16 protein-coding genes are annotated in these 23937 nt (G+C 44.4%); 7 read left to right on the top strand and 9 right to left on the bottom strand.

Annotated elements, in window-relative coordinates:
• Nucleotides 1–174: 174 nt before the first annotated feature.
• The 4 genes from nrdA to VT06_RS00355 all read left to right on the top strand — a co-directional run bounded on the left by nrdA (nucleotide 175) and on the right by VT06_RS00355 (nucleotide 4988).
• Entirely contained in the window at nucleotides 175–2460 is a 2286-nt protein-coding gene (gene nrdA / locus VT06_RS00370) for a class 1a ribonucleoside-diphosphate reductase subunit alpha (protein ID WP_046552283.1), read from the top strand.
• Between the two features lie 72 nt (nucleotides 2461–2532).
• The gene (gene nrdB / locus VT06_RS00365) at nucleotides 2533–3663 is read left to right on the top strand and encodes a class Ia ribonucleoside-diphosphate reductase subunit beta (protein WP_046552282.1); all 1131 of its coding nucleotides are present in this window, start codon (nucleotides 2533–2535) and stop codon (nucleotides 3661–3663) included.
• Between the two features lie 11 nt (nucleotides 3664–3674).
• Nucleotides 3675–3929 (top strand): class I ribonucleotide reductase maintenance protein YfaE, encoded by a 255-nt coding sequence (yfaE, locus tag VT06_RS00360; RefSeq protein WP_046552281.1) that lies wholly within the window; start codon nucleotides 3675–3677, stop codon nucleotides 3927–3929.
• 69 nt (nucleotides 3930–3998) lie between these two features.
• The gene (locus VT06_RS00355; RefSeq protein WP_052750115.1) at nucleotides 3999–4988 is read left to right on the top strand and encodes a hypothetical protein; all 990 of its coding nucleotides are present in this window, start codon (nucleotides 3999–4001) and stop codon (nucleotides 4986–4988) included.
• Between the two features lie 28 nt (nucleotides 4989–5016).
• Here the strand turns inward: VT06_RS00355 and VT06_RS00350 are convergent, their stop codons facing one another.
• The 4 genes from VT06_RS00350 to VT06_RS00335 all read right to left on the bottom strand — a co-directional run bounded on the left by VT06_RS00350 (nucleotide 5017) and on the right by VT06_RS00335 (nucleotide 8640).
• Nucleotides 5017–5934, bottom strand: coding sequence for a rhodanese-related sulfurtransferase (locus VT06_RS00350; RefSeq protein ID WP_046552280.1), 918 nt, complete (start codon nucleotides 5932–5934; stop codon nucleotides 5017–5019).
• Between the two features lie 114 nt (nucleotides 5935–6048).
• The gene (locus VT06_RS00345) at nucleotides 6049–6696 is read right to left on the bottom strand and encodes a LysE family translocator (RefSeq protein ID WP_046552279.1); all 648 of its coding nucleotides are present in this window, start codon (nucleotides 6694–6696) and stop codon (nucleotides 6049–6051) included.
• 22 nt (nucleotides 6697–6718) lie between these two features.
• On the bottom strand, nucleotides 6719–8056 hold the full coding sequence (locus VT06_RS00340; protein ID WP_046552278.1) for an FAD-binding oxidoreductase: 1338 nt from the start codon (nucleotides 8054–8056) through the stop codon (nucleotides 6719–6721).
• Nucleotides 8056–8640, bottom strand: a complete 585-nt coding sequence (locus VT06_RS00335) for a GNAT family N-acetyltransferase (protein ID WP_046552277.1) — start codon at nucleotides 8638–8640, stop codon at nucleotides 8056–8058. The genes VT06_RS00340 and VT06_RS00335 overlap by 1 nt, the downstream gene beginning before the upstream one ends.
• A 188-nt stretch (nucleotides 8641–8828) precedes the next feature.
• On the opposite strand from VT06_RS00335, the gene VT06_RS00330 reads away from it, so the two are divergent.
• The gene (locus tag VT06_RS00330; RefSeq protein WP_046552276.1) at nucleotides 8829–11462 is read left to right on the top strand and encodes a TonB-dependent siderophore receptor; all 2634 of its coding nucleotides are present in this window, start codon (nucleotides 8829–8831) and stop codon (nucleotides 11460–11462) included.
• A 74-nt stretch (nucleotides 11463–11536) separates the two neighbouring features.
• Here the strand turns inward: VT06_RS00330 and VT06_RS00325 are convergent, their stop codons facing one another.
• Nucleotides 11537–14575, bottom strand: a complete 3039-nt coding sequence (locus VT06_RS00325; RefSeq protein WP_046552275.1) for an FAD-binding and (Fe-S)-binding domain-containing protein — start codon at nucleotides 14573–14575, stop codon at nucleotides 11537–11539.
• A gap of 73 nt (nucleotides 14576–14648) precedes the next feature.
• Complete coding sequence (ribA, locus tag VT06_RS00320; RefSeq protein ID WP_046552274.1) at nucleotides 14649–15230, bottom strand: GTP cyclohydrolase II; 582 nt, start codon at nucleotides 15228–15230, stop codon at nucleotides 14649–14651.
• 307 nt (nucleotides 15231–15537) lie between these two features.
• Here ribA and VT06_RS00315 point away from each other — a divergent pair, with 307 nt between their 5' ends.
• Nucleotides 15538–17385 (top strand): ABC transporter ATP-binding protein, encoded by a 1848-nt coding sequence (locus VT06_RS00315; RefSeq protein WP_046552273.1) that lies wholly within the window; start codon nucleotides 15538–15540, stop codon nucleotides 17383–17385.
• Nucleotides 17386–17441: 56 nt separating this feature from the next.
• Here VT06_RS00315 and VT06_RS00310 read toward each other — a convergent pair whose 3' ends face one another.
• On the bottom strand, nucleotides 17442–18962 hold the full coding sequence (locus tag VT06_RS00310; protein ID WP_046552272.1) for a sodium:alanine symporter family protein: 1521 nt from the start codon (nucleotides 18960–18962) through the stop codon (nucleotides 17442–17444).
• A 211-nt stretch (nucleotides 18963–19173) separates the two neighbouring features.
• Nucleotides 19174–21552, bottom strand: coding sequence for a phosphoenolpyruvate synthase (gene ppsA, locus VT06_RS00300; RefSeq protein ID WP_046552270.1), 2379 nt, complete (start codon nucleotides 21550–21552; stop codon nucleotides 19174–19176).
• 137 nt (nucleotides 21553–21689) lie between these two features.
• Here ppsA and VT06_RS00295 point away from each other — a divergent pair, with 137 nt between their 5' ends.
• A complete protein-coding gene (locus tag VT06_RS00295) occupies nucleotides 21690–22499 on the top strand; it encodes a pyruvate, water dikinase regulatory protein (protein ID WP_046552269.1) in 810 nt (269 codons plus the stop codon).
• Nucleotides 22500–22556: 57 nt separating this feature from the next.
• Here VT06_RS00295 and VT06_RS00290 read toward each other — a convergent pair whose 3' ends face one another.
• Nucleotides 22557–23903, bottom strand: a complete 1347-nt coding sequence (locus tag VT06_RS00290) for a class II 3-deoxy-7-phosphoheptulonate synthase (protein ID WP_046552268.1) — start codon at nucleotides 23901–23903, stop codon at nucleotides 22557–22559.
• Nucleotides 23904–23937 lie beyond the last annotated feature (34 nt).

The following is a 23937-nucleotide window of genomic DNA, read 5'->3' as shown; positions in this document are numbered from 1 at the left end:
GTTTTTTTCAACAATCCACGCTCTTGCAAAAACCGTTAATACACACTATCTTGTGATAAGTTTTGAATTTACACCTATATGTTGTGCAAACAGCCAATAATAAGGTGCGTGTATAGGGCCGTGCGCTAACGGGCTGTCAGTTAATAATAACTATTGAAACGGAACTCTTCAGCGATGACGCAAAAACTTTTTGTCACTAAACGTGACGGACGCCGTGAACCCCTCGATTTAGATAAAATCCATCGAGTCATTACCTGGGCTGCCGAAGGCTTACACAATGTATCGGTGTCGCAGGTCGAACTTAAATCTCATATCCAGTTTTACGATGGCATTAAGTCGTCTGACATTCATGAAACTATTATTAAAGCGGCTGCCGATCTGATCTCAAAAGAGAGCCCTGACTATCAGTATTTGTCTGCACGGCTGGCGGTATTTCACCTGCGTAAAAAAGCCTATGGCCAGTTTGAACCGCCTCATTTATATGCTCATCTGCTTAAGATGGTAGCCGCTAAACGTTATGATCAGCATATTTTGGCCGACTATAGCCAGCAAGAGCTGGAAACAATTAATGGTTTTATTGACCATGGCCGGGATTTAAACTTTAGTTACGCCGCCGTAAAACAGCTGGAAGGTAAATACCTGGTACAAAACCGGGTAAGTGGCGAAATTTATGAAAGCGCGCAGTTTTTATACATTCTGGTGGCAGCCTGCTTGTTTGCCAATTACCCGAAAAGCACCCGTTTAGAATTTGTACGCCGTTTTTATGATGCCACATCATTATTTAAAATATCGCTACCTACCCCTATTATGTCTGGTGTACGCACCCCAACCCGTCAGTTTAGCTCTTGCGTATTAATTGAATGTGGTGACAGCCTCGACTCAATCAACGCTACCTCAAGTGCTATTGTTAAATATGTGTCACAGCGTGCAGGCATTGGTATTAACGCCGGCCGGATCCGCGCTTTAGGCAGCCCTATTCGCAATGGCGAAGCGTTTCACACTGGTTGTATACCTTTTTACAAGCATTTTCAGACTGCGGTAAAAAGCTGCTCTCAAGGCGGTGTTCGCGGTGGTGCGGCGACACTGTTTTTTCCATTATGGCATTTGGAAGTAGAATCCTTGCTGGTGCTGAAAAACAACCGGGGAGTAGAAGAGAACCGAGTACGCCATCTTGACTATGGCGTACAGTTTAACCGGCTAATGTATACCCGACTGATTAAAGATGACTATATTACCCTGTTTAGTCCGTCAGATGTCCCGGGATTATATGATGCGTTCTTTCAGGATCAGGAACAGTTTGACAAGCTATATGTTCAATATGAAGCCGATAGCAGTATCCGCAAGAAGCGCATAAAAGCGTTAGAGTTATTTACCCTGTTTATGCAAGAACGCGCCAGCACCGGTCGCATTTATTTACAGAACGTTGACCACTGCAATACCCATAGTCCGTTTAATCCGAAACTGGCACCGGTGCGGCAAAGTAATCTGTGTTTAGAAATTGCCTTGCCAACCAAGCCACTGGAACATATTAACGACCCTAATGGTGAAATTGCCCTGTGCACTTTGTCCGCGTTTAACCTGGGGGCCATTAGCGACCTGAGCGAATTAGAAGAACTGGCAGAACTCGCGGTGCGGGCATTAGACAGTTTACTTGATTATCAGGATTATCCCATTCCCGCAGCCTACCATGCTTCAATTAACCGCCGGACATTAGGGGTGGGTGTTATAAACTATGCTTACTACCTGGCTAAAAATGGCGTTAAATATTCCGATGGATCAGCCAACGGTTTAACCCACCGTACTTTTGAAGCTATTCAGTATTATCTGCTAAAAGCTTCTAATAAATTAGCTCAGGAGCAAGGCCCCTGCCCTAAATTTAATGAAACAACCTACGCTGATGGTATTTTACCCATCGACAGCTACAAAAAAGATCTCGATAAAGTGTGTGCTGAACCGTTGTTGTTAAACTGGGAGCAATTACGCAAAGACATTTTGCAATTCGGCCTGCGCAACTCCACCTTGTCGGCATTGATGCCGTCAGAAACCTCATCACAAATTTCTAATGCCACCAATGGTATTGAACCACCGCGCGGTCACATTAGTGTTAAAGCCAGTAAAGACGGTATTTTAAAGCAGGTTGTACCTGAATATGAACGGCTAAAAAATCAGTATGAACTCCTGTGGGATATTCCATCAAACGATGGATATATAAGCCTGGTAGCGATAATGCAAAAATTTGTTGATCAGACTATTTCTGCTAATACCAATTATGACCCGAATAAGTTTGATGGTGGCCGGGTACCCATGAAGCTATTACTAAAAGACCTGCTAACTGCCTACAAACTGGGGGTTAAGACCATGTATTATCATAACACCCGTGATGGTGCAGCCGATATACAGGAAGATATTAAGCCTGAGTTGGAAGATGACAGTTGTGCCGGTGGCGCCTGTAAAATTTAATCCGAAAAAGTCATCGCTCCAGCGTGCTGGAGCGTAGTAAAGACAAGTGTTTAAGTTAGGATAGCAACAGTAATGGCGTACACAACCTTTAACCGTAAAATCAATGATCAACTAAAAGAACCGATGTTCTTTGGCAATGCTGTCAATGTGTCGCGTTATGATCAGCAAAAATACCCTATTTTTGAAAAACTGATTGAAAAACAACTGAGTTTTTTCTGGCGACCAGAAGAAATTGATGTCAGCAAAGATCGGATTGATTTTCAAAACTTGCCTGATCATGAAAAGCATATTTTTTTGAGTAATCTAAAATATCAAACATTATTGGACTCTGTGCAAGGCCGTTCACCTAATGTCGCTTTTTTACCGATAGTATCAATACCCGAGCTAGAAACCTGGATTGAAACCTGGGCTTTTAGTGAAACTATCCATAGCCGCAGCTATACCCATATCGTGCGCAACATTACGTCAGAACCGCATAAAGTATTTGATGACATTATGCTAAATGAGAAAATATTAGAGCGAGCCGATGATGTCACCCGCTACTACGATAGCCTGATTGAGGGTATCAATTTATATCAGCGTTGCGGTGAAGGAGATCATCAAATTAATGGTCAAACGGCTAGCATTACTTTGCGCGAGCTGAAAAAGCGGCTGTATTTGTGCATGCTATCAGTCAATGTACTGGAAGCCATTCGTTTTTACGTCAGCTTTGCCTGCAGTTTTGCCTTCGCTGAGCGGGAGCTAATGGAAGGCAACGCCAAAATTATTAAGTTAATTGCCCGGGATGAAGCACTGCACCTCACCGGTACCCAACATATTCTGAATATTATGGCCGCCGGTGATGATGATTCCGATATGGCTGACATTGCTAAAGAATGTGAAGCAGATGCTTATGCTATTTTCTTAAAAGCTGCTGAGCAAGAAAAAGATTGGGCACACTATTTATTTAAAGATGGCTCAATGATAGGTCTTAATAAAGATATCTTGTGTCAGTACGTCGAATATATTACTAACAGTAGAATGCAAGCCATTGGCTTAAAAGCCAGTTTTTCAACTACCCAAAACCCGATCCCTTGGATCAATGCCTGGCTGGTATCAGATAACGTACAGGTAGCGCCGCAAGAATCTGAAATTAGCTCTTATCTGGTTGGTCAAATTGATAACGAAGTCAGTGGTACCGATTTTGGCGATTTCGACCTGTAGTGTAGTCTGCGATGCCTGAAATCAACATAGCCGGACAAGCTGCTATCTTATTTGATGGCAGCCAACTGACTATTCTTAGCTGTTTGGAACAGCAACAGCAAGAAGTCAGCTACCAATGTCGTGAAGGCTATTGCGGTGCGTGTCGCTGTAAATTGATTAGCGGTACTATTCACTACCTGAACGAGCCATTAGCGTTTGTTCGTAAAGGAGAGTTTTTACCCTGTTGTAGCATCCCCGTTACCGATATCCACATTGAAATACCGTGATCCTATGGTAATTCCCCACGTTATATCGCACACTTAGCGGGTATTTATCTTGCGTTAAGGCTGGTTTCAATGAAGATAGCGTTTCTTAGTTTATTGCTTAGTTTATTGCTTAACTTTACTGCTGTAGCCGTTGAGTTAAACCAGGCTACCAGTTGGTTTGAGCAAGCACAATATCAAAAGATATTAACCGAAATTGACCGGCAACCCAGCCTAAAAAAAGATCCTAACGTAATTGCGTTCTATGTTAAAGCGATGTTTAACCTGCGCCAACGAGAGCAAGCCAATACGTTGTTAAACCAACTCAGGTCTGAATTTCCACAACACAGCGAGTTACTGTATCTGGCCGGTATCAACAAGATAATACTGGCGTCGGGTGGTAATATTTTTAATGCCCGTCAACGCACCAGCGACGGTCTGCAATTAATAATGCAAGCGGTAACGGTTAACCCGCATAACTATCAGGCACAACAAGCGCTTATAAGTTTCTACCAGTCGGCTCCTGCTGCTACGGGTGGCAGTGAAATGTTAGCGCAGCAGCAAGCAACCTTGCTTGCCGGCCTCAATCCATTACAAGGCGCCTTAGCGCAAATTCAAATATTAATACTGGAAGAGCGGTTTAGTGAAGCCGTTGCCCTGCTAGATAAACATCTCACCCGTATGCCAAACCAGCCAGATTTATTGGCAAGTAAAGCCAGCATTCTGGCTCGACAAAATGCTTTTTTGGTGGCTCAGCAGTTATACAGTAAAACAGCAGAATTCAGTACTGAGCCGTTGCAACGTTACAATGCGTTATATCAGGTTGGCCGGTTAGCGGTGTTAAATAATAATGACGTGCTGCAAGGTATTACTGCGTTGTCTGACTACATTGGTTTTTACCAAAACAGTGAACAGATCAGATTAAACTGGGCTAAGTTACGCCTTGTACAATTGTTTATATTATCGGGCAGTATCGGCCGTGCAGAATTGTTATTTTCTGATATTGTCAACACAACCAGTGCTGATGAAGATTTTATGGATTTAAAAGATCAGGTGAAGCTACAGTTGTCAGTAATACCGTAAAGCGTTACCAACAACTACTACTAAAACCTTAATGATCTAGTTTACCATCCCGAATATGTTTTTCGCCACGAGCCTCGGCCAATGAAACTTGTTTTTGTCGTTCAGCAAAAGCGGCCTTTTGCTCATCGGTGGTTTTATCGTAACAATGCGGACAACTTAACCCCTTGATGTAATGCTCTGATGCCATTTCAACAACCGACAGCGGCATCCTGCAGGCGTAGCACTGATCATAGCTACCCTGCTCCAAACCGTGCTTAACCGCTACGCGTTGATCGAACACAAAGCATTCTCCTTGCCACAAGCTTTTGGCCGCCGGTACTTCTTCAAGATATTTTAAAATGCCGCCTTCTAAGTGATACACCTCAGCAAATCCCTGTTCTTTTAAAAAAGCAGTCGATTTTTCACAACGAATACCCCCGGTACAAAACATCGCTACTTTTTTATGCTTGTTTTGATTTAAGTTTTCAGCGGCCCACTGTGGAAATTCTCGAAAGGAGGTGGTGTTAGGGTTAATAGCATTTTTAAAGGTTCCAATAGCCACTTCATAGTCATTTCGGGTATCAATAAGCAACGTATCGGCATCATTGATCAGTTCGTTCCAGGCATCACCTTTAACATAGGTGCCGACAATATGTGCCGGATTAATACCCTCTATTCCCATAGTGACTATTTCGCTTTTAAGCTTAACTTTAGTTCGGTAAAACGCCGGTTCATTGGCAAAAGACTCTTTGTAGCTTAAATCAGCAAAGCGCATATCAGCAGCAAACCAAGCATTCAGCGCATTAATTCCAGAGCGACTACCACAAATGGTGCCATTAATACCTTCAGCAGCCAGCAACAAGGTGCCTTTTACCTCATTTTCAGCCATAACATCATAAAGAGGCTGACGCAGCGCATGATAATCAGGCAAATGAACAAATTTATATAAAGCAGCAACAACGTACATAGTTTACCTCTTGCAACGCTGGACCGTAAATCCAGAGCAAATTAACAACGGCCACTATTATACCGCTAGTTTACAGCCGGGCAAAGCGCTGAAAGATACCCGCTTTGCCATTAATTAACCGTTAACCGAATTACTGAAACTGTTAAAAAGCAACTGAGCCGCTAAAGCCAACAACAATAAGCCCATTAAACGGTCGAACCAATAGCCTTTTAATAACAAAAAACCCCGCACTTTGGTATTAGTCAGTACCAGTGATAAAAACATAAACCAGGCTGCCGTTGCCAATGCCATATATAAACCATAAATAACCTTATAGCTAAATGGCGTTTCTGCAGAAATAACTACCGCAAAAAGTGACAGGAAAAACAGCGTAGCTTTCGGATTTAAACCATTAGTAATAAAACCAGCACTAAACGCTTTAGTGCTGGCGGGAGCAGCGGATTGCTGCAGTGCGATAACGTCATCTGCAACTGGCGCGGTAGCTCGTAAAGCACCTTGTGCCAGATATAGCAGGTAACAAGCTGCTGATACCGACAATAATTTAAATAACCAAGGGGTGGTTTTAATTATTACCCCAATACCAATTAATGAATACGTAACATGTACCAAAATACCTAAACCAATGCCTAAACTGGCAAATAGTGCCGCCCTACGGCCATAACGCACGGCATAACGCAAGACAATAGCAAAATCGGGCCCCGGGCTGGCAACGGCTAATAAATGAATGGATGCAATAAGAAAAAATTCTGGCCAAAATGACATAACTAATCTGCCTGAAAAAACATTATAAAAACCGATCTTTAAAGCGGCCCCACTGATAATACAATTGCTGCCCCTGGCGTCGACATGCTGAAAAGGGAAAGGTGGGCAAAGGGCTTTGATAAATAGGTAAGGCAGGTAGTGCTTCCTTAGCCACTAATTGTGCCAAGCGTTTACCGGCAAGAGTACTAAAAGATAAACCACTACCACAATAGCCCGCCGCATAAAACAGGTTAGGCTCTGGTGAATAAACCCGTGGTAAATCATCAAATGACACCCCTACCCATCCACTCCATTGATATTGAGATTTAAGCTGCGCTAAAGCAGGAAAACAGTGTTTTAACGCAGCAAGTAAGCGGCGGGAGTATATAGGATCAGCAGCCGCTTTGCCGGTTATGGCACCACGCCCACCAAACAAAATTCGATTATCCGGCAGTAACCGATAATAGTATTTAAGGGTGCGGGTATCCATCATAATACTATTGTGCTGCCAATTTAGCTGCTGCAGCTGGTCTGGACTTAATGGCTCGGTAACAATAACACTACTTAATACCGGCAAACAGCTGTTATTAAGGGCCGGATAAAACCCTTTAGCGGTATAGGCATTGGTTGCCAATACAATATTTTTAGCGCTAATTTCTGCTTGCGGTGTTATCACCTTAAAGCCAGTCGCTATTCGTTGCCAGCGGGTTACCGGGCTCTGGCCATATACCTTAGCGCCAGTTGTTTCGGCTAAAGTAGCATAACCTCGTGCTAAAGCTAATGGGTTTAAGCCATAACAGTCCGGAAACCGCAGCGCAGCGAACGCCTGTTGATGATGAGCCACCGTCTGTGCTATTTCTGATTGGTTCAGGTACTGCACCTGATAACCAAATTCTTGTTGTAGCCACTTGGCTTGATTCGCTAGTTCAGTTGCCATAGTCGCTTTATGGGCTAGTTTATAATAGCCTAACGGCTGTGGCTGACAGTCAATGTTGCCAAGCGCAATTAACTGATTTACCCGCGTAATAGCATCACCATATTCCCGATGAAACAACATGGCCGTATCTAGCCCAAACTTATGCTTTAACTGGCTTAACCCTAACCTGCCAGTACCTCTTAGCACGAAGCCACCATTGCGGCCACTGCAACCCCAACCCGGTTGCAGGGCATCCAGGATAACCACATCGCGCTGCTGACTGGCTGCCAGTTCATAGCCACAACTTAACCCGGTATAACCGGCCCCAATCACTAGGGTATCACAACTAATATCACGATTAAGCGGTGGATATAGGTCGCGAGCAGCAGGTGTAATAGCCTGCCAATAGCTGGCAACATCAGGCTGCGATACGCTTAATGCCGAAGTGGTATAAGGATCGTACATCAGGTTTGCTCTGCCAGTACTTGCTCGGTAAATAACAGTGCCATTTCAGCAGCTGAACAATGGCATTGATTGCCACACAGTGGACAAACATAGCTCGCGGTTGCACTTAAATATAACCATCTATTGGGATGGATTTTCAGTCGTTGCCCACCCGCCTTACTAAAATACCGCTCTGCTGCATTGCCGGGGCTATCACGCCAAATATGGGCTAAGCCTGCAGTAGCACCTTGTGCAACTAATGCAGCAATGGATGCTTTTAATAACGCGGTCCCCAGCCCTTGCCCTTGCATGCCTGGCACCACCGCAACAGATTTAAAATACGCCATTTTAGCTGGTTTTACCGGCCATAAATCAACAGAGCACCATTCATCTAATGGCCACTGCCCGGCGGCATACGTTAAGCGATAAGCCACAACCTTATCGCCATTCAACGCTATAAAGCTGGCATTGATATTGTGTTGAATACCGCGCTGATACAAATCGTTAAGTGTTGATAAATTAAGATAATTATCACCATGCACCTGATTGGCTAACTTGACAATTTGTGAAAAATACTCTGGTTGCATAGTTAAAATCGATTTCATCCCACCTTACCTCTGTATTTCAGCGGTTTACAAAACAGGTGTTTTTATAAACTTGCTCTATGTATTCGACCAATAGCTTTAAAAATGCGATAGACAACAGGCGCTATTTAAAATATGGTTAATTCGGCGCCTATAAACTATTAGCGTCTAACTATTAGCGTCACTAAAAAAATAATCCAGGAAAAATTATGAAACATAACAATAAATACCATCCGGTTGCACATGCTGTAAAGTATGCCATAGCAACTACTTTTGCGTTAGGATTAGCAAGCGGTGCAGCTGTTGCACAGGAAACAACTGACACCACGGCGAAAGAGCAAGCTATCGAAAAAATTGCCGTAGTAGGTAGTCGCGCAGCACCCCGCTCTATTGGTGACTCACCGGTGCCGGTGGATATTATCGGCGGTGATGAACTTACTAGAAGTGGTAGTTCAGATATGCTAAACATGATCACCACCACAGTACCCTCGTTAAATGTACATTCTAACCCCATAAGTGATGCCGCAACTCTTGTCCGCCCGGCTAACCTTCGCGGTCTATCTGCCGACAGTACCCTCATTCTTACTAACGGCAAACGGCGCCATAAAGCCTCTGTTATTGCCTTTTTAGGCGGCGGTATTAACGATGGGGCTCAGGGTGCTGACATTTCGGTAATTCCCGGTATTGCCTTAAAACAAGTCGAAATTTTACGCGATGGTGCAGCAGCGCAATATGGCTCTGATGCGATAGCCGGTGTTATTAACTTTGTGCTTAAAGATTCGGCCGAGGGCGGTAGTTTTGAAGTAAAACGTGGTGAATTTTATGAAGGTGATGGCACGTCAACTGAATATGCAGCTAACATTGGTATGCCATTAACCGATAATGGCTTTGTTAATGTTAGTGCCCAATATAAAAACTCCGATGCCACCAGTCGCAGTGAACAACGCCGTGATGCGTTAGGTTTTATTGCTGCTGGCAACACCGCTATTGCACCAATAACTCAGGTTTGGGGCTCTCCTGAAATAAAAGACGATTTTACTATCTTCGTTAATTCAGGTTTAGATTTAGGCAATGGTGCTGAAGCGTATATGTTTGGTAACTACTCTGAGCGCGATGTTATCGGTGGCTTTTACTTTCGTAACCCACATAATCGGCCAGGCGTGTTTTCAAACGATGGTGGTGCAACACTTTTGGTGGCACAGCTTAACCCCAACATTGCTTGCCCAACGGTGAATATCACCACAGGCAATGTTCTTACCCAAGCCGACTACGGCTTAATTGCCGACCCAAATACCGCCGTTGGCCAAAATTGTTTCGCTTTTAATGAATTATTCCCCGGCGGCTTTACGCCAACTTTTGGTGGTAATGTTACCGATACTGCATTAGCTATTGGTACCAAAGGTGAATTTAAACAAGGCTGGTTAACAGACATTACGTATGATTTCAGCGGTTCAGTTGGCCGCAATGAGTCAAGCTACAAAATGACCAACACCATTAACGCCTCGCTAGGCCCTGAGTCTCCAACTGAATTTAATCCGGGTAAATATATTCAGTTAGAAAAAACCTTCAGTGCTGATTTTGTTAAGTTTGTACCAGCAGGTTTATACGAAGATTTAACAGTTGCTTTTGGCGCCCAGTGGACCGAAGAAACCTTTGAAGTGGTTGCTGGCGATGTCGCCTCCTTTACTGTTGGTCCTTTTGTTGATCAGGGATTTAGTATCGGCTCTAATGGTTTTCCCGGTTTTAAACCAGAAGATGCTGGCGTATACAGCCGTCGTAACTATGCCGCTTATGTTGATATGGAAGCTGAAGTAACCGATGCCTTATTGTTAGGCTTGGCATTACGCTACGAAGACTATGATACCTTCGGTGATACCACCAATTACAAATTAACTGGCCAATATCGTTTAAATGAGGAATGGGCGCTGCGGGCATCAACCAGCAGTGGTTTCAGAGCACCCACCGTAGGCCAGGCTAATGTCAGTAATGTTCAGACCAACCTCGAATCTGGCGTATTAGTCGATTCGGCTTTACTGCCACCAACCAATCCTGTGTCATTGCAGTTAGGCGGTAAAGAACTGACACCAGAAGAGTCAACCAGCTATGCCATGGGTGTAGTCTATAGGAACGATAACGGTCTGTTTATTACTGCTGATTATTACAATATTGAAGTGACCGATAGGATCAGCCAATCAAGTAAAATTAACCTTACTAATGCTGACCGTATTGCGCTAAGCGCGGCAGGTGTCAGAAACGTTGACGCTATTCAGCAAGTTAGCTTTTTCACTAATGACTTTGATACCACCACCCAGGGTATCGACTTAGTGGCAAACTATGCTATGAACTTATTTAATGGTCGCAGTACTTTTAGCGTGGCTTACAACTGGAATGAAACAACGGTCGATCGGATCACTACACCACCACAAGGTCGTCAACCTATTACTGGTCCAGACAAAGTATCCCGCTTAGAAAATGACTTACCTAATCATCGTGCTACTTTTAGCTTGAACCAAAGTTGGGACGATTGGAGCTTCTTCGCCCGGGCCAACTATTATGGCGAATATCAGGGAGTGCACGTTGACTGGGTAGGTTCACCAGCCGAACCGGGTACTGAGATTAATGCCTCTGCAAAAATAACATTTGATGCCGAAGTCAGTTACTTTATTACTGATAACGTTATGCTGGCTGTCGGTGCTCAAAATTTATTTGATGTTGAGCCTGAAAAGCTAATGCTAGGTCAGGCCGGTGTTGCCAATAATGAGTTTGGTGGCAAGTACTATGAAACATCACCAATGGGTATTAACGGTGGTTACTACTATGTACGGGCAAGCTATAAATTCTAAACAAGTGTCGTGAGTGATAAAACGCCCTCAGCTGAGGGCGTTTTTTATGCTATAAAGCGTATAACTCAATTTTGTTATAAGCGCTGTAACAACGCTTGTAACGGATGTAAAGGCTTAGCACCTACCAGGCGCTTAACCTGGCTTCGACAGGAAAAACCGGTAACAACAATATTTTGCACGCCATATTGCTCAACAGGAGCGCGCCAGCTCATGTCAAATAGTGCTTTGCTGTTATCAATGTTCTGCGCTTCATGGCCATACGTGCCCGCCATACCACAACAACCGACACTTACCGGTTTTAAGCTAAGACCAACCCGGCTAAATATCTGTTGCCAGGCTTGCTCAGTGGCTGGCAACGCGGTTTTTTCAGTGCAATGTGCCAGCAAGGCGAAATCAGCAGTATTCACTGTTTTAGGCAGTGTTTGATTAACCAGCCACTCGTGTAGTAACTGTACGTTAAAATCGCCACGTTTAGCGCCAAGCGCTTTATTATACTCATCCCGGTAAACCAGCACTAATGAAGCATCTAAGCCTATTAGCGGCATAGCAAGTTGCTGCAACTGATTTAAAAACTGCGCTGCGGTCGCTGCGGTTTTAGCAAAGTCACGTAAAAAACCTTTTACATGTTGCGGTTTGCCATTGGGTAAAAATGGCAGCAGCACGGGCTTAAAGCCCAATTTTTCTAATAACGTTAATGCATCCGCTACCAACTCTGCTTCATAAAAACTGGTAAAAGGGTCTTGTACCAGCAAAACAGTTCGCGAGTGTTGCTCAGCCGTTAATTGTTGCAGTGCCGCTAAGTTAAAACCATAACGTTCACCAATTTGCTGCGCCAGTGTTGGCACCGATAATAGCGGTGTATCCACATAACCGACTGTCGTTTTTAACATGGCAGCGGTCAATTTACGCCGCAACACAAAATTTACCAGCCTAGGCGCTTTCGCCAATATTGGCGCAGTGCGTTCAATATTACCAACAATGTAATCTTTTACTGGCCGTAAATAGCGGCTGTAATACAATTGCAAAAAGCGTGAACGAAACGAAGGCACATCAACTTTTATCGGACATTGGCCCGCACAAGCTTTACAGGCTAAACATCCTTCCATTGCCTCCATCACTTCGTGTGAAAAATCTTGTTCACCTTGTTGTTTGGCCAAGGTGTTTTTAGTTTTTTGCCATAAGCTGCTAATACCTGAAGATTTACTAAGAAGCTGCTGTTCTTCTGCCAGGACATTAAGACCCTGCTGCTCGGTTAGGCGTAACCACTCGCGCATTAGGCCCGCCCGGCCTTTTGGGCTATGCCGCCGATCTTTGGTCACTTTGCTTGACGGGCACATTGGTGAGTTTTCGTCATAGTTAAAACACAAGCCATTACCATTACAATTTAAGCTGCTGTCAAAACTTTCTTTTACTGCTATGGGAATTTGTCGATCAAAGTACGCACGCTTTACGCCATCAACCGACACTAATTGCTCCGCACTGTGATAAGGCGTACAAATTTTTCCGGGATTAACTCTGTTACGCGGATCAAAAGCCGCTTTAATTTTACGTAGCTCATTAAACAGCTCGTCACCAAAAAAGGCCGGGCCATATTCGCTACGATAACCTTTACCATGCTCTCCCCACATTAAACCGCCATATTTAGCAGTTAACGTAACGACCTTATCTGAAATAGTGCGCAGCAACTTTTCCTGCTCTGGATCGCATAAATCGAGCGCAGGGCGCACATGCAACACACCCGCATCAACATGACCAAACATGCCATAGTGCAAACCGTAGCTGTCAAGCAATGCCCGAAATTCCATAATATAATCGGCTAAATGCTCTGGTGGTACCGCAGTATCTTCGGCAAAGGCAATGGGTTTTTGCGAACCGGTAGTGTTGCCCAATAACCCTACCGCTTTTTTTCGCATGGCGTAAATATTGGCAATATCAGCATTGTTGTAGGTAAGCTGGTAACCAATAATACCGTCAGTTTTCTCGGTAATGGCGCTGTCTAAACGTGCGGTTAAGTCAGCAATTTTTTGCTCAATTGCGGCGTGATCTTCACTGTTGAACTCGACCATGTTCAGGCCTTGCATCGCCACACCCGGTATATCGGTTATCAGATCTTTAACCTGATGCCAAATAATGTCGCTGCGAGCTAAATTAAGTACCTTGCTATCAACCGTCTCTACCGATGTAGCTTCTGCCGCCACTAAAAATGGCGAATTTCTAAGTGCGCTCTCAAAACTGTTATATTTGATGTTAACCAGACATTTATATGTGGCAATAGGGGTAATGGTTAGTTTTGCTTCGCTGACAAAACCGAGCGATCCTTCTGAGCCCGTTATGATGCGGGATAAATCGAACTCGCTCAGATCATCGTTAAATACATGTTCTAAATCATAACCAGTTAAAAATCGGTTTAATCGTGGGAATGTCTCGAGAATTTGTGGCCGGAACTGGCGGCAACTGTCCAGCACTTGTCGGTAAATGAAACCAATACGGCTTGGCATCTCTGCCCGGTGCTCCGCTTCAAACGTAGCCATTTTATGCGTTTTTAAAATTGTCCCGTCGATTAAAACCGTTTTTAGCGCTAACACGTGGTTACTGGTTTTACCATAAACTAACGACCCCTGGCCCGAGGCGTCGGTATTAATCATGCCACCAATGGTGGCGCGACTTGAGGTTGACAAATCTGGAGCGAAGAAAAAACCATACGGTTTTAAGAAGGCGTTAAGCTGATCTTTAATTACACCGGCTTGAACCCGAACCCAGCGCTGTTCAACATTAATTTCCAAAATTTCGCGCATGTGACGTGACAAATCTATCACCACATGTTCTGTCAGGGCCTGACCATTTGTGCCAGTACCACCACCACGGGGGCTAAATTTAATATGAGAAAAACTAGAGGTTTGAGCTAAAGAGGTCAAGATAACCAAGTCGTCGGTGGTTTTGGGCAATAGCACCGCTTGCGGTAGGGCTTGATAGACGCTGTTATCAGTGGCAACCGCTAAACGGCTGCCATAGCTGGTTTCAATGTCTCCAGTAAAGCCGGCTACCTGCAAAGCCTTACTATAAGCAACAATACTGGCATCCAGCGCTAACTCAGGATTAAGCTTTGGTATCATAAGCGGCAAACACCACGAAAAAGGTTAAAAATTATACCATGCGGTAATGCTATGGCAGCCGTTTTTTAGCGTATTAATCCATATGGCCCATTTTAGACGCTTTGGTTGCCAGATAGCGATGACTGTGAGCGGTAGTTTTTACCCTATGCTGAACACGTTCAACTATATTCACCCCAGCGTCGGCTAACGCTTTTAATTTTCGGGGATTGTTAGTCAGTAGTCTGATGTGCTTTACGTCTAACTGCTGAAACATTTGTGCAGCAATATCGTACTCACGCATATCGGGCAGAAACCCTAAAATTTCATTAGCTTCTACCGTATCAAGACCTTTATCTTGCTCGGCATAAGCCCTAATTTTATTAATAAGGCCAATACCTCGGCCTTCCTGGCGTAAATACAAAATACAACCTCGGCCGGCGTCGGCAATTTTCCGCATTGCCGCCTCTAATTGCGGGCCGCAATCGCAGCGCAGACTAAACAAAGCATCCCCTGTTAAACACTCTGAATGAACCCGGGTTAACACCGGTTCAGCAGAAGTGACATCACCTAGCGTCAGTGCGACATGCTCTTTACCATTATTGGCAATAAAGCCATGCAATCGGAATTCGGCAAAAGGAGTCGGTAACACGGTGGAGGTGACAAGTTTAATAGTCATTGATACTTCTCAGCAAAAACGGGCAGAATAAATTACTCAATAGCTTAATAAAGTTGGGTCTGTAGACGCGTAATTCAAGTCATACCTTAACGATACTTCAGCAAAAGCCACTTTGTAACTTACGCAGATTATAACCGTCCATCCCAGTGCCAGCACAATATTGATTGGTGAAACCATCATAAAGAACGTGACAGCTCAATATAACTACGCCCATAAAGCGTAATTTAGCTGATCGGCCTGATCCAAACCGGCAAACTCGGGTACAATATGGCGCCTCAATAATTTCTTCACGCATTCAGGACATCTCATGCTGCGTTTTTTTGAACGACTTACTAAACCCTTCCCAGCGGCAGCGCCAGGGCAACCACCTCGTGGCTTGTTCGCTTTCTGTCGTCACTATACTAAAGGTATGGAAACCTCCTTATTTTTTATGTCGTTAACGTCCGCCTTTTTAGCAATTTTAGAGGTATCGCTTTTTAGTTTTATGGGCCAGCTAGTTGATTGGCTGGTAGCAAACGATCCAGAGAATTTCTTTAGTGAACAACGCGGTACGCTAATTTGGATGGCACTGGTTACACTAGTAATACTGCCTGTAATGACATTTTTACATTCAGCAATTGTCCATCAAACGCTGTTAGGCAACTATCCAATGTCAATACGCTGGTTAGCGCATCGTTATTTACTGCGTCAAAGTGTCAGTTTTTATCAGAACGACTTTGCCGGACGTATTGCCACCAAGGTGATGCAAACGGCGCTTTCGGTGCGGGAAACAGTAATGAAACTGCTTGATGTTATGGTTTATGTACTGGTTTATTTCGGTGCAATGCTGTTTTTTGTAGCTAATGCTGACCTGCGTTTAATAGTGCCCATGCTAATTTGGCTGGTATTGTATATTGCCCTGCAATTTTATTTTGTACCCCGGTTGAAAAGGGTGTCCACGGCTCAGGCCGATGCTCGTTCTGAAATGACCGGCCGTATTGTTGATAGCTACACTAACATTACCACCATCAAATTATTTTCGCATACCAACCGTGAAGAAGGTTATAGCAAAGACAGCATGGATGTTTTTCTGCAACCGGTTTATCAGCAAATGCGGCTGGCCACCGGGCTTAGCGTATCAGTGCAGTCCCTCAATTATGTTTTAGTGTTCAGTGTCGCTGCGCTATCACTTTACCTGTGGGCAGGGAGTGCCATAACGGTGGGTGCCATTGCTATCGCCATCAGCCTGGCACTTCGCTTAAATGGTATGGCGCAATGGATTATGTGGGAAGTAAGTTCATTATTTGAAAATATTGGCACAGTTGCGGATGGTATTACCACTCTGGCTCGGCCAATTGAAGTGCAAGATAATGCCAATGCCAGTTCATTAAAAGTACCGCAAGGTAAAATTGAATTTCAACAAGTGTGTTTTAACTATGGCAAACCAGCAATTGAAGGTGGCAAAGCCGCAGTATTGCAACAACTGGATCTGAGCATTGCACCTGGAGAAAAAGTTGGGCTGGTTGGTCGCTCTGGTGCGGGCAAGTCAACATTAGTTAATCTGTTGCTGCGTTTCTACGATATTGAAAACGGCAAAATCTTAATTGATGGTCAGGATATTAGCAACGTTACCCAGGAAAGCTTGCGCCAAAATATTGCGATGGTCACTCAAGATACCTCGTTACTACATCGCTCGGTGCGGGAAAATATTGCTTATGGTAAACCTGACGCCACTGAAGCAGAATTGCTGTTAGCAGCAAAACAGGCCGAAGCAACTGACTTTATTAATGACTTAACCGACCCCAAAGGCAATAGTGGTTTAGATGCACAAGTGGGTGAACGCGGGGTTAAGCTGTCAGGTGGCCAGCGCCAGCGCATCGCCATTGCCCGGGTGTTGCTAAAAAACGCGCCTATTTTGATCCTTGACGAAGCCACGTCCGCTTTAGATTCTGAAGTGGAAGCGGCTATTCAGGCCAGCTTGAACACCTTAATGGATGGTAAAACCGTTATTGCCATTGCCCATCGATTATCAACCATTGCCCAAATGGACCGGTTAATTGTGTTAGACCAAGGTACTATTGTCGAACAAGGTACTCACAGCGAGCTTATCGCCAGTGGTGGTATCTACGCCCAGTTATGGGCTCATCAAACCGGTGGTTTTATTGGTGTAGAATAACAAAATCCCGGCAAATCTAGCCGGGATTTTTCAAAAACCGTAAACCAAAAAACGGGTTATTGTTGTTTGTCTTGCTGTTGTTTGTCTAAACGCTTTTCCCAAAAGGTTGCGTTTTTAATGCCTAACTTTACTGGGTCAAAATTAATGGGCCCGCCGGCTTTCTTTTGGTCTTCATAATCACGTAAACACAAAATAGCCGGTTTAGCGACAAAGAAGATAGCCAGTATGCCCAGAATGTTTATCCAAGCCATTAAGCCCACACCAATATCACCAATAGCCCAAATGTAGCCTGAGCTATTAACCATGCCGTACGCTACCATTGCCATAATAACGATTTTCACCAGTACTAACGGAATATTGCCCTTAAAATAGCGATTTAAATACGCTACGTTGGTTTCAGCAATATAGTAATAAGCCAGGATAGTGGTAAAAGCAAAGAAGAAAATAGCTATACCAACAAACACTTGACCAAATTGACCAAACACACTATTGAGTGCCATTTGGGTAAACGCTGGCGAGGCCACTTCAGTAGTCGCATCTATGTTTTGCAGAATAATAGCACCGGCGCCAGTAGCCGCATTAAAGTCTTCAGTCTGGATATTGTATTGCGATGTTATTAAAATCATTAAAGCGGTAGCGGTACAAACAAACAAGGTATCAACATAGACCGAAAAAGCCTGCACCAGGCCTTGCTGCGCTGGATGATCGACCTCTGCTGCGGCCGCGGCATGCGGACCGGTGCCCTGACCAGCCTCATTGGAATAAATACCCCGCTTAACTCCCCAGCCAATGGCGGCCCCCATACCTGCTTGTGCGGTAAAGGCATCAGAAATAATAAGACTAAAAATACCAGGCACTTTATCCAGATTTAAAAACACCACGATTAACGCCATAACAATGTAACCCAATGCCATAAAAGGTACGACGATTTGGGTAAACTGCGCAATCCGCTTAATACCACCGAAAATGATAAAGGCCAGTACAATTAAAATGATCGCCAATGCAACCAGTTTAAAGCTTCCTACCTCACCAAAACTGGTGACGACCATGTTGCCTTCACCAAATACCTGGGTAAAAGCGTTGCCTACTGCGTTGGCCTGCACGCCAGGAAGAAATACTCCACATGCAATAATAGCTGATATCGCAAACAAAATGGCTAACCACTTCTGCCCCAGGCAACGCTCAAAATAATAAGCCGGGCCACCTCGATACTGACCCTCTTCTTCAACTTTATAAATCTGTCCCAGAGTAGATTCGGCATAGGCTGTACTGGCCCCAAGAAAAGCTACAACCCACATCCAAAATACCGCACCCGGACCACCAAAGCCGATAGCAGCAGCGACACCCGCAATATTACCTACCCCAACCCGGCCTGATAGTGATACCGCAAGCGCCTGAAACGATGAGATACCTTTATCAGATTCATTGCTACTAAATAGCAATTTACACATTTCTTTAAAATGTCGAACCTGAGCAAAGCGGGTAAGGATGGAGTAAAATAAACCGGCACCGAGGCACAAAAATATTAGCGCTGGGCTCCAGATAATAGTGTTAACAGCGCTGACAAAAGCTTCCATTCGTTTCTCCTGTAATTATTTTTTTGTTGGATGTATTAATAATTAATAACGGCAGTTAATTTGCCATAACAGACAGTGAATAGCTACGCCTGACCATACCGCTTGCCGATGTTTAGCGGTTTTTTGACGCGTTTTACCGTTAAAGGCGGAACTAATCTTATCTGCCGAAATAAAAAAGCCCCGCAATGCGGGGCTTGATGAGCTAACTTTATTATTTTTTACCAAATTTTTCAGCCAGATATAACCAGGTTTCCAGCACGGTATCCGGGTTAAGTGACACACTATCAATGCCCTGTTGCATTAACCAGCCGGCAAAATCGTCATGGTCTGAAGGTCCCTGGCCACAGATACCAATATACTTGCCTTTGGCTTTACAGGTAGTAATGGCCATTTCCAGCAGTTTATAGATAGCCGGGTTTCGTTCATCAAACAGATGAGCAATTAAGCCACTGTCCCGATCTAACCCCAGAGTAAGCTGGGTTAAATCGTTAGAGCCAATAGAAAAACCATCGAAATACTCTAAAAACTCTTCCGCCAGTAACGCGTTCGATGGCAGCTCACACATCATAATAACTCTAAGGCCATTATCACCGCGCTTCAAACCATGCTCGGCCAGTAAATCAATCACGGCACTGGCTTCTTCTAAGGTGCGAACGAACGGGATCATCACCTCAACATTAGTGAAGCCCATGACATTACGTACCCGTTTTAACGCTTCAACTTCCAACGCAAAACACTCTTGGAAATCTTTTGAAATATAACGAGACGCACCACGAAAACCAATCATCGGATTTTCTTCATGCGGTTCATACTGACGACCGCCAACTAAATTAGCATATTCGTTTGATTTGAAATCAGACATCCGCACGATGACTTTTTCTGGAGCAAAAGCACAGGCTAATGTTGCAATGCCTTCAGTAAGTTTAGCGATATAAAACTCTACCGGATTAGCGTAACCGGCGATCATTTCACTGATAGTAGCTTTAAGTTCCGGAGTTTGCGTCTCAAAATTCAGCAATGCTTTAGGGTGAATGCCTATCATTCGATTAATAATAAACTCTAAACGCGCTAAGCCGATGCCAGCATGGGGTAATTTGGCAAAAGAGAAAGCGCGCTCCGGATTACCAACATTCATCATTATTTTTAAATCAAGCGCCGGCATTTGGTCAACCCGGCTGCTAACCACTTTATAGTCCAGCTTGCCATCGTAGATAAAACCGGTGTCGCCTTCAGCACAAGAAACCGTAACCTGTTGCCCGGTCTTCAGTTTACTGGTCGCATCACCACAGCCTACTACCGCAGGAATGCCTAATTCACGGGCAATAATAGCGGCATGACACGTGCGGCCACCACGGTTAGTCACAATAGCGGAAGCCCGTTTCATAATAGGTTCCCAATCTGGATCGGTCATATCAGTGACTAACACATCGCCAGGCTGAATTTGATCCATCTGCTCAATGCCTTTGAGCACTTTGGCCGTACCGGCGCCAATGCGCTGACCTATTGCCCGCCCCTCGACTAATACCGGCGCTTTAGCTAATAGCTGAAAACGTTCCATGGTATTGCTGTCTTCGCGGCTTTTAACTGTTTCTGGCCGCGCCTGCACGATGTATAATTTGCCATCGTTACCATCTTTAGCCCACTCAATATCCATTGCACGACCATAATGCTCAGCAATAATGACGGCCTGCTTGGCTAATTCTTCCACTTCGGCATCGGTTAATGAAAATTGTTGACTCCGCTGTGGTTCAATGTCGGTTATTTTTACTTGCTTACCATGTCCCGGCTCAGTGGAATAGACCATTTCAACTTTTTTGCTGCCTAAACTGCGTTTTACAACAGCCGGGCGGCCAGCCGCCAGCGTGGGTTTATGCACATAAAACTCGTCTGGGTTAACGGCACCTTGAACAACCATTTCACCCAAACCATAAGAGGAAGTAATAAAGACCACCTCTTCAAATCCTGATTCAGTGTCAATGCTAAACATCACACCCGATGCAGCTAAATCGGATCGAACCATTTTCTGAATGCCGGCAGACAACGCCACGCCCCGATGGTCATAGCCTTGATGTACCCGATAAGAAATAGCTCTATCGTTAAATAACGAGGCAAAAACATGCTTAATGGCAATAATAACCGCATCATAACCACGCACATTTAAAAAGGTTTCCTGTTGGCCGGCAAATGAGGCATCTGGCATGTCTTCAGCCGTAGCAGATGAACGCACTGCAAAAGAAACATCCTGACTTAAATCGGGATGCAATTGCTGATAAGCTGCATGGATAGCTTGCTCTAACGCTGGCTGAAAAGGCGTATCAATAACCCACTGCCGAATTTGTGCTCCCGCTTTGCTAAGCGCCGTCACATCATCTACGTCCAAGCCATCTAGTAATTGATAAATTCGCTCGTTAACGCCACTTTGCTCTAAGAACTGATTAAAGGCATCGGCAGTGGTTGCAAAACCGCCGGGCACTTGCACGTTGGCGTTAGCCAGATTACTGATCATCTCACCTAAGGACGCATTCTTGCCCCCTACTCGGTTAACATCGTGCATTCCAAGGTTTTCATACCAAATTACAAATTCTTGCACAGTTCATCTCCATTTTTTGTTATATGACGTGTAAGCTTACAGCCTGTATTACGTAGTATTTTGATTTTACACTCTGGCTGAGATTAATTAAAACCTTAATTTTAGTGTAATTTAATTACAACAAATTGGAGATAACGGTGCGAACTGCATTTTACATTTCAGATGGGACAGCCATTACGGCTGAAGTGTTTGGCCATGCCTTACTTACTCTTTTTCCAGCACAATTTGAGCATGTTACTATTCCTTTTGTAGAAACAATTGATATGGCAGAGCAAGTTAAACAACGTATTAATGATCGGTATAAAACTACGGGGGCACGCCCCCTTATTTTTCAGACCTTCGTTGACGATAATTTACGCCACATTATTAATAGTAGTAATGGCGTTTGCTATGATTTTCTTAATAGCTTTGTCGAGCCAATTCAGCGTGAATTAGGGGTTGCGCCGGTACCAAAAACGCATCGCACGCATAGCATGCATGAGAAAACCTACGATTTCCGAATTGATGCGGTAAATTACGCCCTGGCTAATGATGACGGCGCGAATATGAAAAACCTTGACCAGGCCGATATTATTTTAATTGGTGTCAGTCGCTCTGGTAAAACCCCTACCAGTCTGTATTTGGCGTTGCAATATGGTATTAAAGCCGCGAATTATCCTTTTGTAGAAGAAGATATGGCCAGCCTGCACTTGCCGCCAGAGCTTATGCGTAACAGAAGAAAATTGTTTGGCTTAAGTATTACCGCCGAGCGGCTTAGTCAAATTAGACAACAGCGCCGTCCCGATAGCCGCTATGCCTCGATCAGACAATGCACCAGCGAGCTGAATGAGGTAGAGGCATTATATCGACAGGAGAAAATTCCTTTTTTAAACTCAACCCATTTGTCTATCGAAGAGATATCCGCGAAAATTATCGCGAAAACAGGGTTAAAACGGCATAAATATTAATGGCCCAAACGGGCCATTAATTTTAACATTGTTAAAATAAAAAACAGGGTGCAGCTATCAGCGACTAGCGCTCAGGGTGTCTGCAATTAAAAAAGCTAACTCCAGAACCTGATCGGCGTTTAGGCGAGGATCACATTGAGTGAAATAGCGCTTACCCAAATCATGCTCGCTTAAACCATAAGCCCCACCGGTACATTCGGTAACATGATCACCGGTCATCTCCAGATGAATACCGCCGGCATGCGTACCTTCAGCCTTGTGTACCGCAAAGAAGCTCCTAATTTCGCGTAAAATAGCTTCAAAATCACGGGTTTTATAATCATTACTGGCTTTGACGGTATTACCGTGCATTGGGTCTGAGCTCCAGACCACTGTCCGCCCTTCAGCTTTGACCCTACGCACTAGTGCCGGTAGTTTATCTGCTAACTTATCTGCTCCCATCCGGGTAATCAGCGTTAAACGACCTGGCGTATTCGCGGGATTTAGCGCATCAATCAGACGAATTAATTCATCTGGTTGCATACCCGGGCCTACTTTTACACCAACCGGATTATGAATACCCCTGAAAAACTCAAGATGCGCATGATCTAACTGCCTAGTACGCTCACCAATCCATACCATATGCGCTGAACAATCATACCAGTCCCCCGTCAGCGAATCTCGACGGGTCAATGCTTCTTCATAATTAAGCAGTAAGGCTTCGTGAGAAGTATAGAGCTGGGTTTCGCGGATAGAGGGCGAGTTCTGAGCAGTAATGCCGCAAATTTCCATAAACCGCAGCGCTTCTTGAATACGTTGTGCCACACTATGATAGCGATCTTTTAACGGGTTAGATTCAACAAAACCCATATTCCACTTACTGACCTGATGTAAATCAGCTAAGCCACCTTGGGCAAAAGCCCGTAACAAATTTAAGGTAGCAGCAGAATGATGATAAGCGGTTACCAAACGATTTGGATCAGGCTGCCGGGCCGCTTCGGTAAATTCAAAACTATTAACAATATCACCACGGTAACTGGGCAAAGAAACGCCATCAATGGTTTCCAGATCACTGGAACGTGGTTTGGCATACTGGCCAGCCATCCGGGCAACTTTGACTACCGGCAAGCCGCCGGCATAAGTTAGTACTACTGCCATTTGTAACAACACCTTAAAGGTGTCACGGATTTTTGGGGCATTAAAGTCATTAAAGCTCTCAGCGCAATCGCCGCCCTGCAGCAAAAAACCCTGTCCCTGAGCAACCTGACCTAACTGTCGGTGTAAATCCCGGGTTTCCTGCGCAAAAACCAGTGGTGGATAACGATGCAGCTGTTGTTCAACTTGCTTAAGTAATGGTTGGTCCTGATAGGACGGCTGTTGTTGAATAGGCAGAGCTCTCCAGCTATCTGGCGTCCAGGTAGTCACAATGGTTTTCCTATAAAAAAATGAATTAATCAAA

The organism is Arsukibacterium sp. MJ3, from assembly GCF_000987765.1.
GTDB lineage: Bacteria > Pseudomonadota > Gammaproteobacteria > Enterobacterales > Alteromonadaceae > Alishewanella.
Note: the sequence above shows the minus strand (reverse complement) of the source record. Positions and strands in the feature narration are given on the sequence as shown.

Excerpts from the sequence above, each read along its gene's own strand:
- nrdA (WP_046552283.1), top strand. The coding sequence starts at position 175 with ATGACGCAAAAACTTTTTGTCACTAAACGTGACGGACGCCGTGAACCC.
- nrdB (WP_046552282.1), top strand. The coding sequence starts at position 2,533 with ATGGCGTACACAACCTTTAACCGTAAAATCAATGATCAACTAAAAGAA.
- yfaE (WP_046552281.1), top strand. The coding sequence starts at position 3,675 with ATGCCTGAAATCAACATAGCCGGACAAGCTGCTATCTTATTTGATGGC.
- VT06_RS00355 (WP_052750115.1), top strand. The coding sequence starts at position 3,999 with ATGAAGATAGCGTTTCTTAGTTTATTGCTTAGTTTATTGCTTAACTTT.
- VT06_RS00350 (WP_046552280.1), bottom strand. The coding sequence starts at position 5,934 with ATGTACGTTGTTGCTGCTTTATATAAATTTGTTCATTTGCCTGATTAT.
- VT06_RS00345 (WP_046552279.1), bottom strand. The coding sequence starts at position 6,696 with ATGTCATTTTGGCCAGAATTTTTTCTTATTGCATCCATTCATTTATTA.
- VT06_RS00340 (WP_046552278.1), bottom strand. The coding sequence starts at position 8,056 with ATGTACGATCCTTATACCACTTCGGCATTAAGCGTATCGCAGCCTGAT.
- VT06_RS00335 (WP_046552277.1), bottom strand. The coding sequence starts at position 8,640 with ATGAAATCGATTTTAACTATGCAACCAGAGTATTTTTCACAAATTGTC.
- VT06_RS00330 (WP_046552276.1), top strand. The coding sequence starts at position 8,829 with ATGAAACATAACAATAAATACCATCCGGTTGCACATGCTGTAAAGTAT.
- VT06_RS00325 (WP_046552275.1), bottom strand. The coding sequence starts at position 14,575 with ATGATACCAAAGCTTAATCCTGAGTTAGCGCTGGATGCCAGTATTGTT.
- ribA (WP_046552274.1), bottom strand. The coding sequence starts at position 15,230 with ATGACTATTAAACTTGTCACCTCCACCGTGTTACCGACTCCTTTTGCC.
- VT06_RS00315 (WP_046552273.1), top strand. The coding sequence starts at position 15,538 with ATGCTGCGTTTTTTTGAACGACTTACTAAACCCTTCCCAGCGGCAGCG.
- VT06_RS00310 (WP_046552272.1), bottom strand. The coding sequence starts at position 18,962 with ATGGAAGCTTTTGTCAGCGCTGTTAACACTATTATCTGGAGCCCAGCG.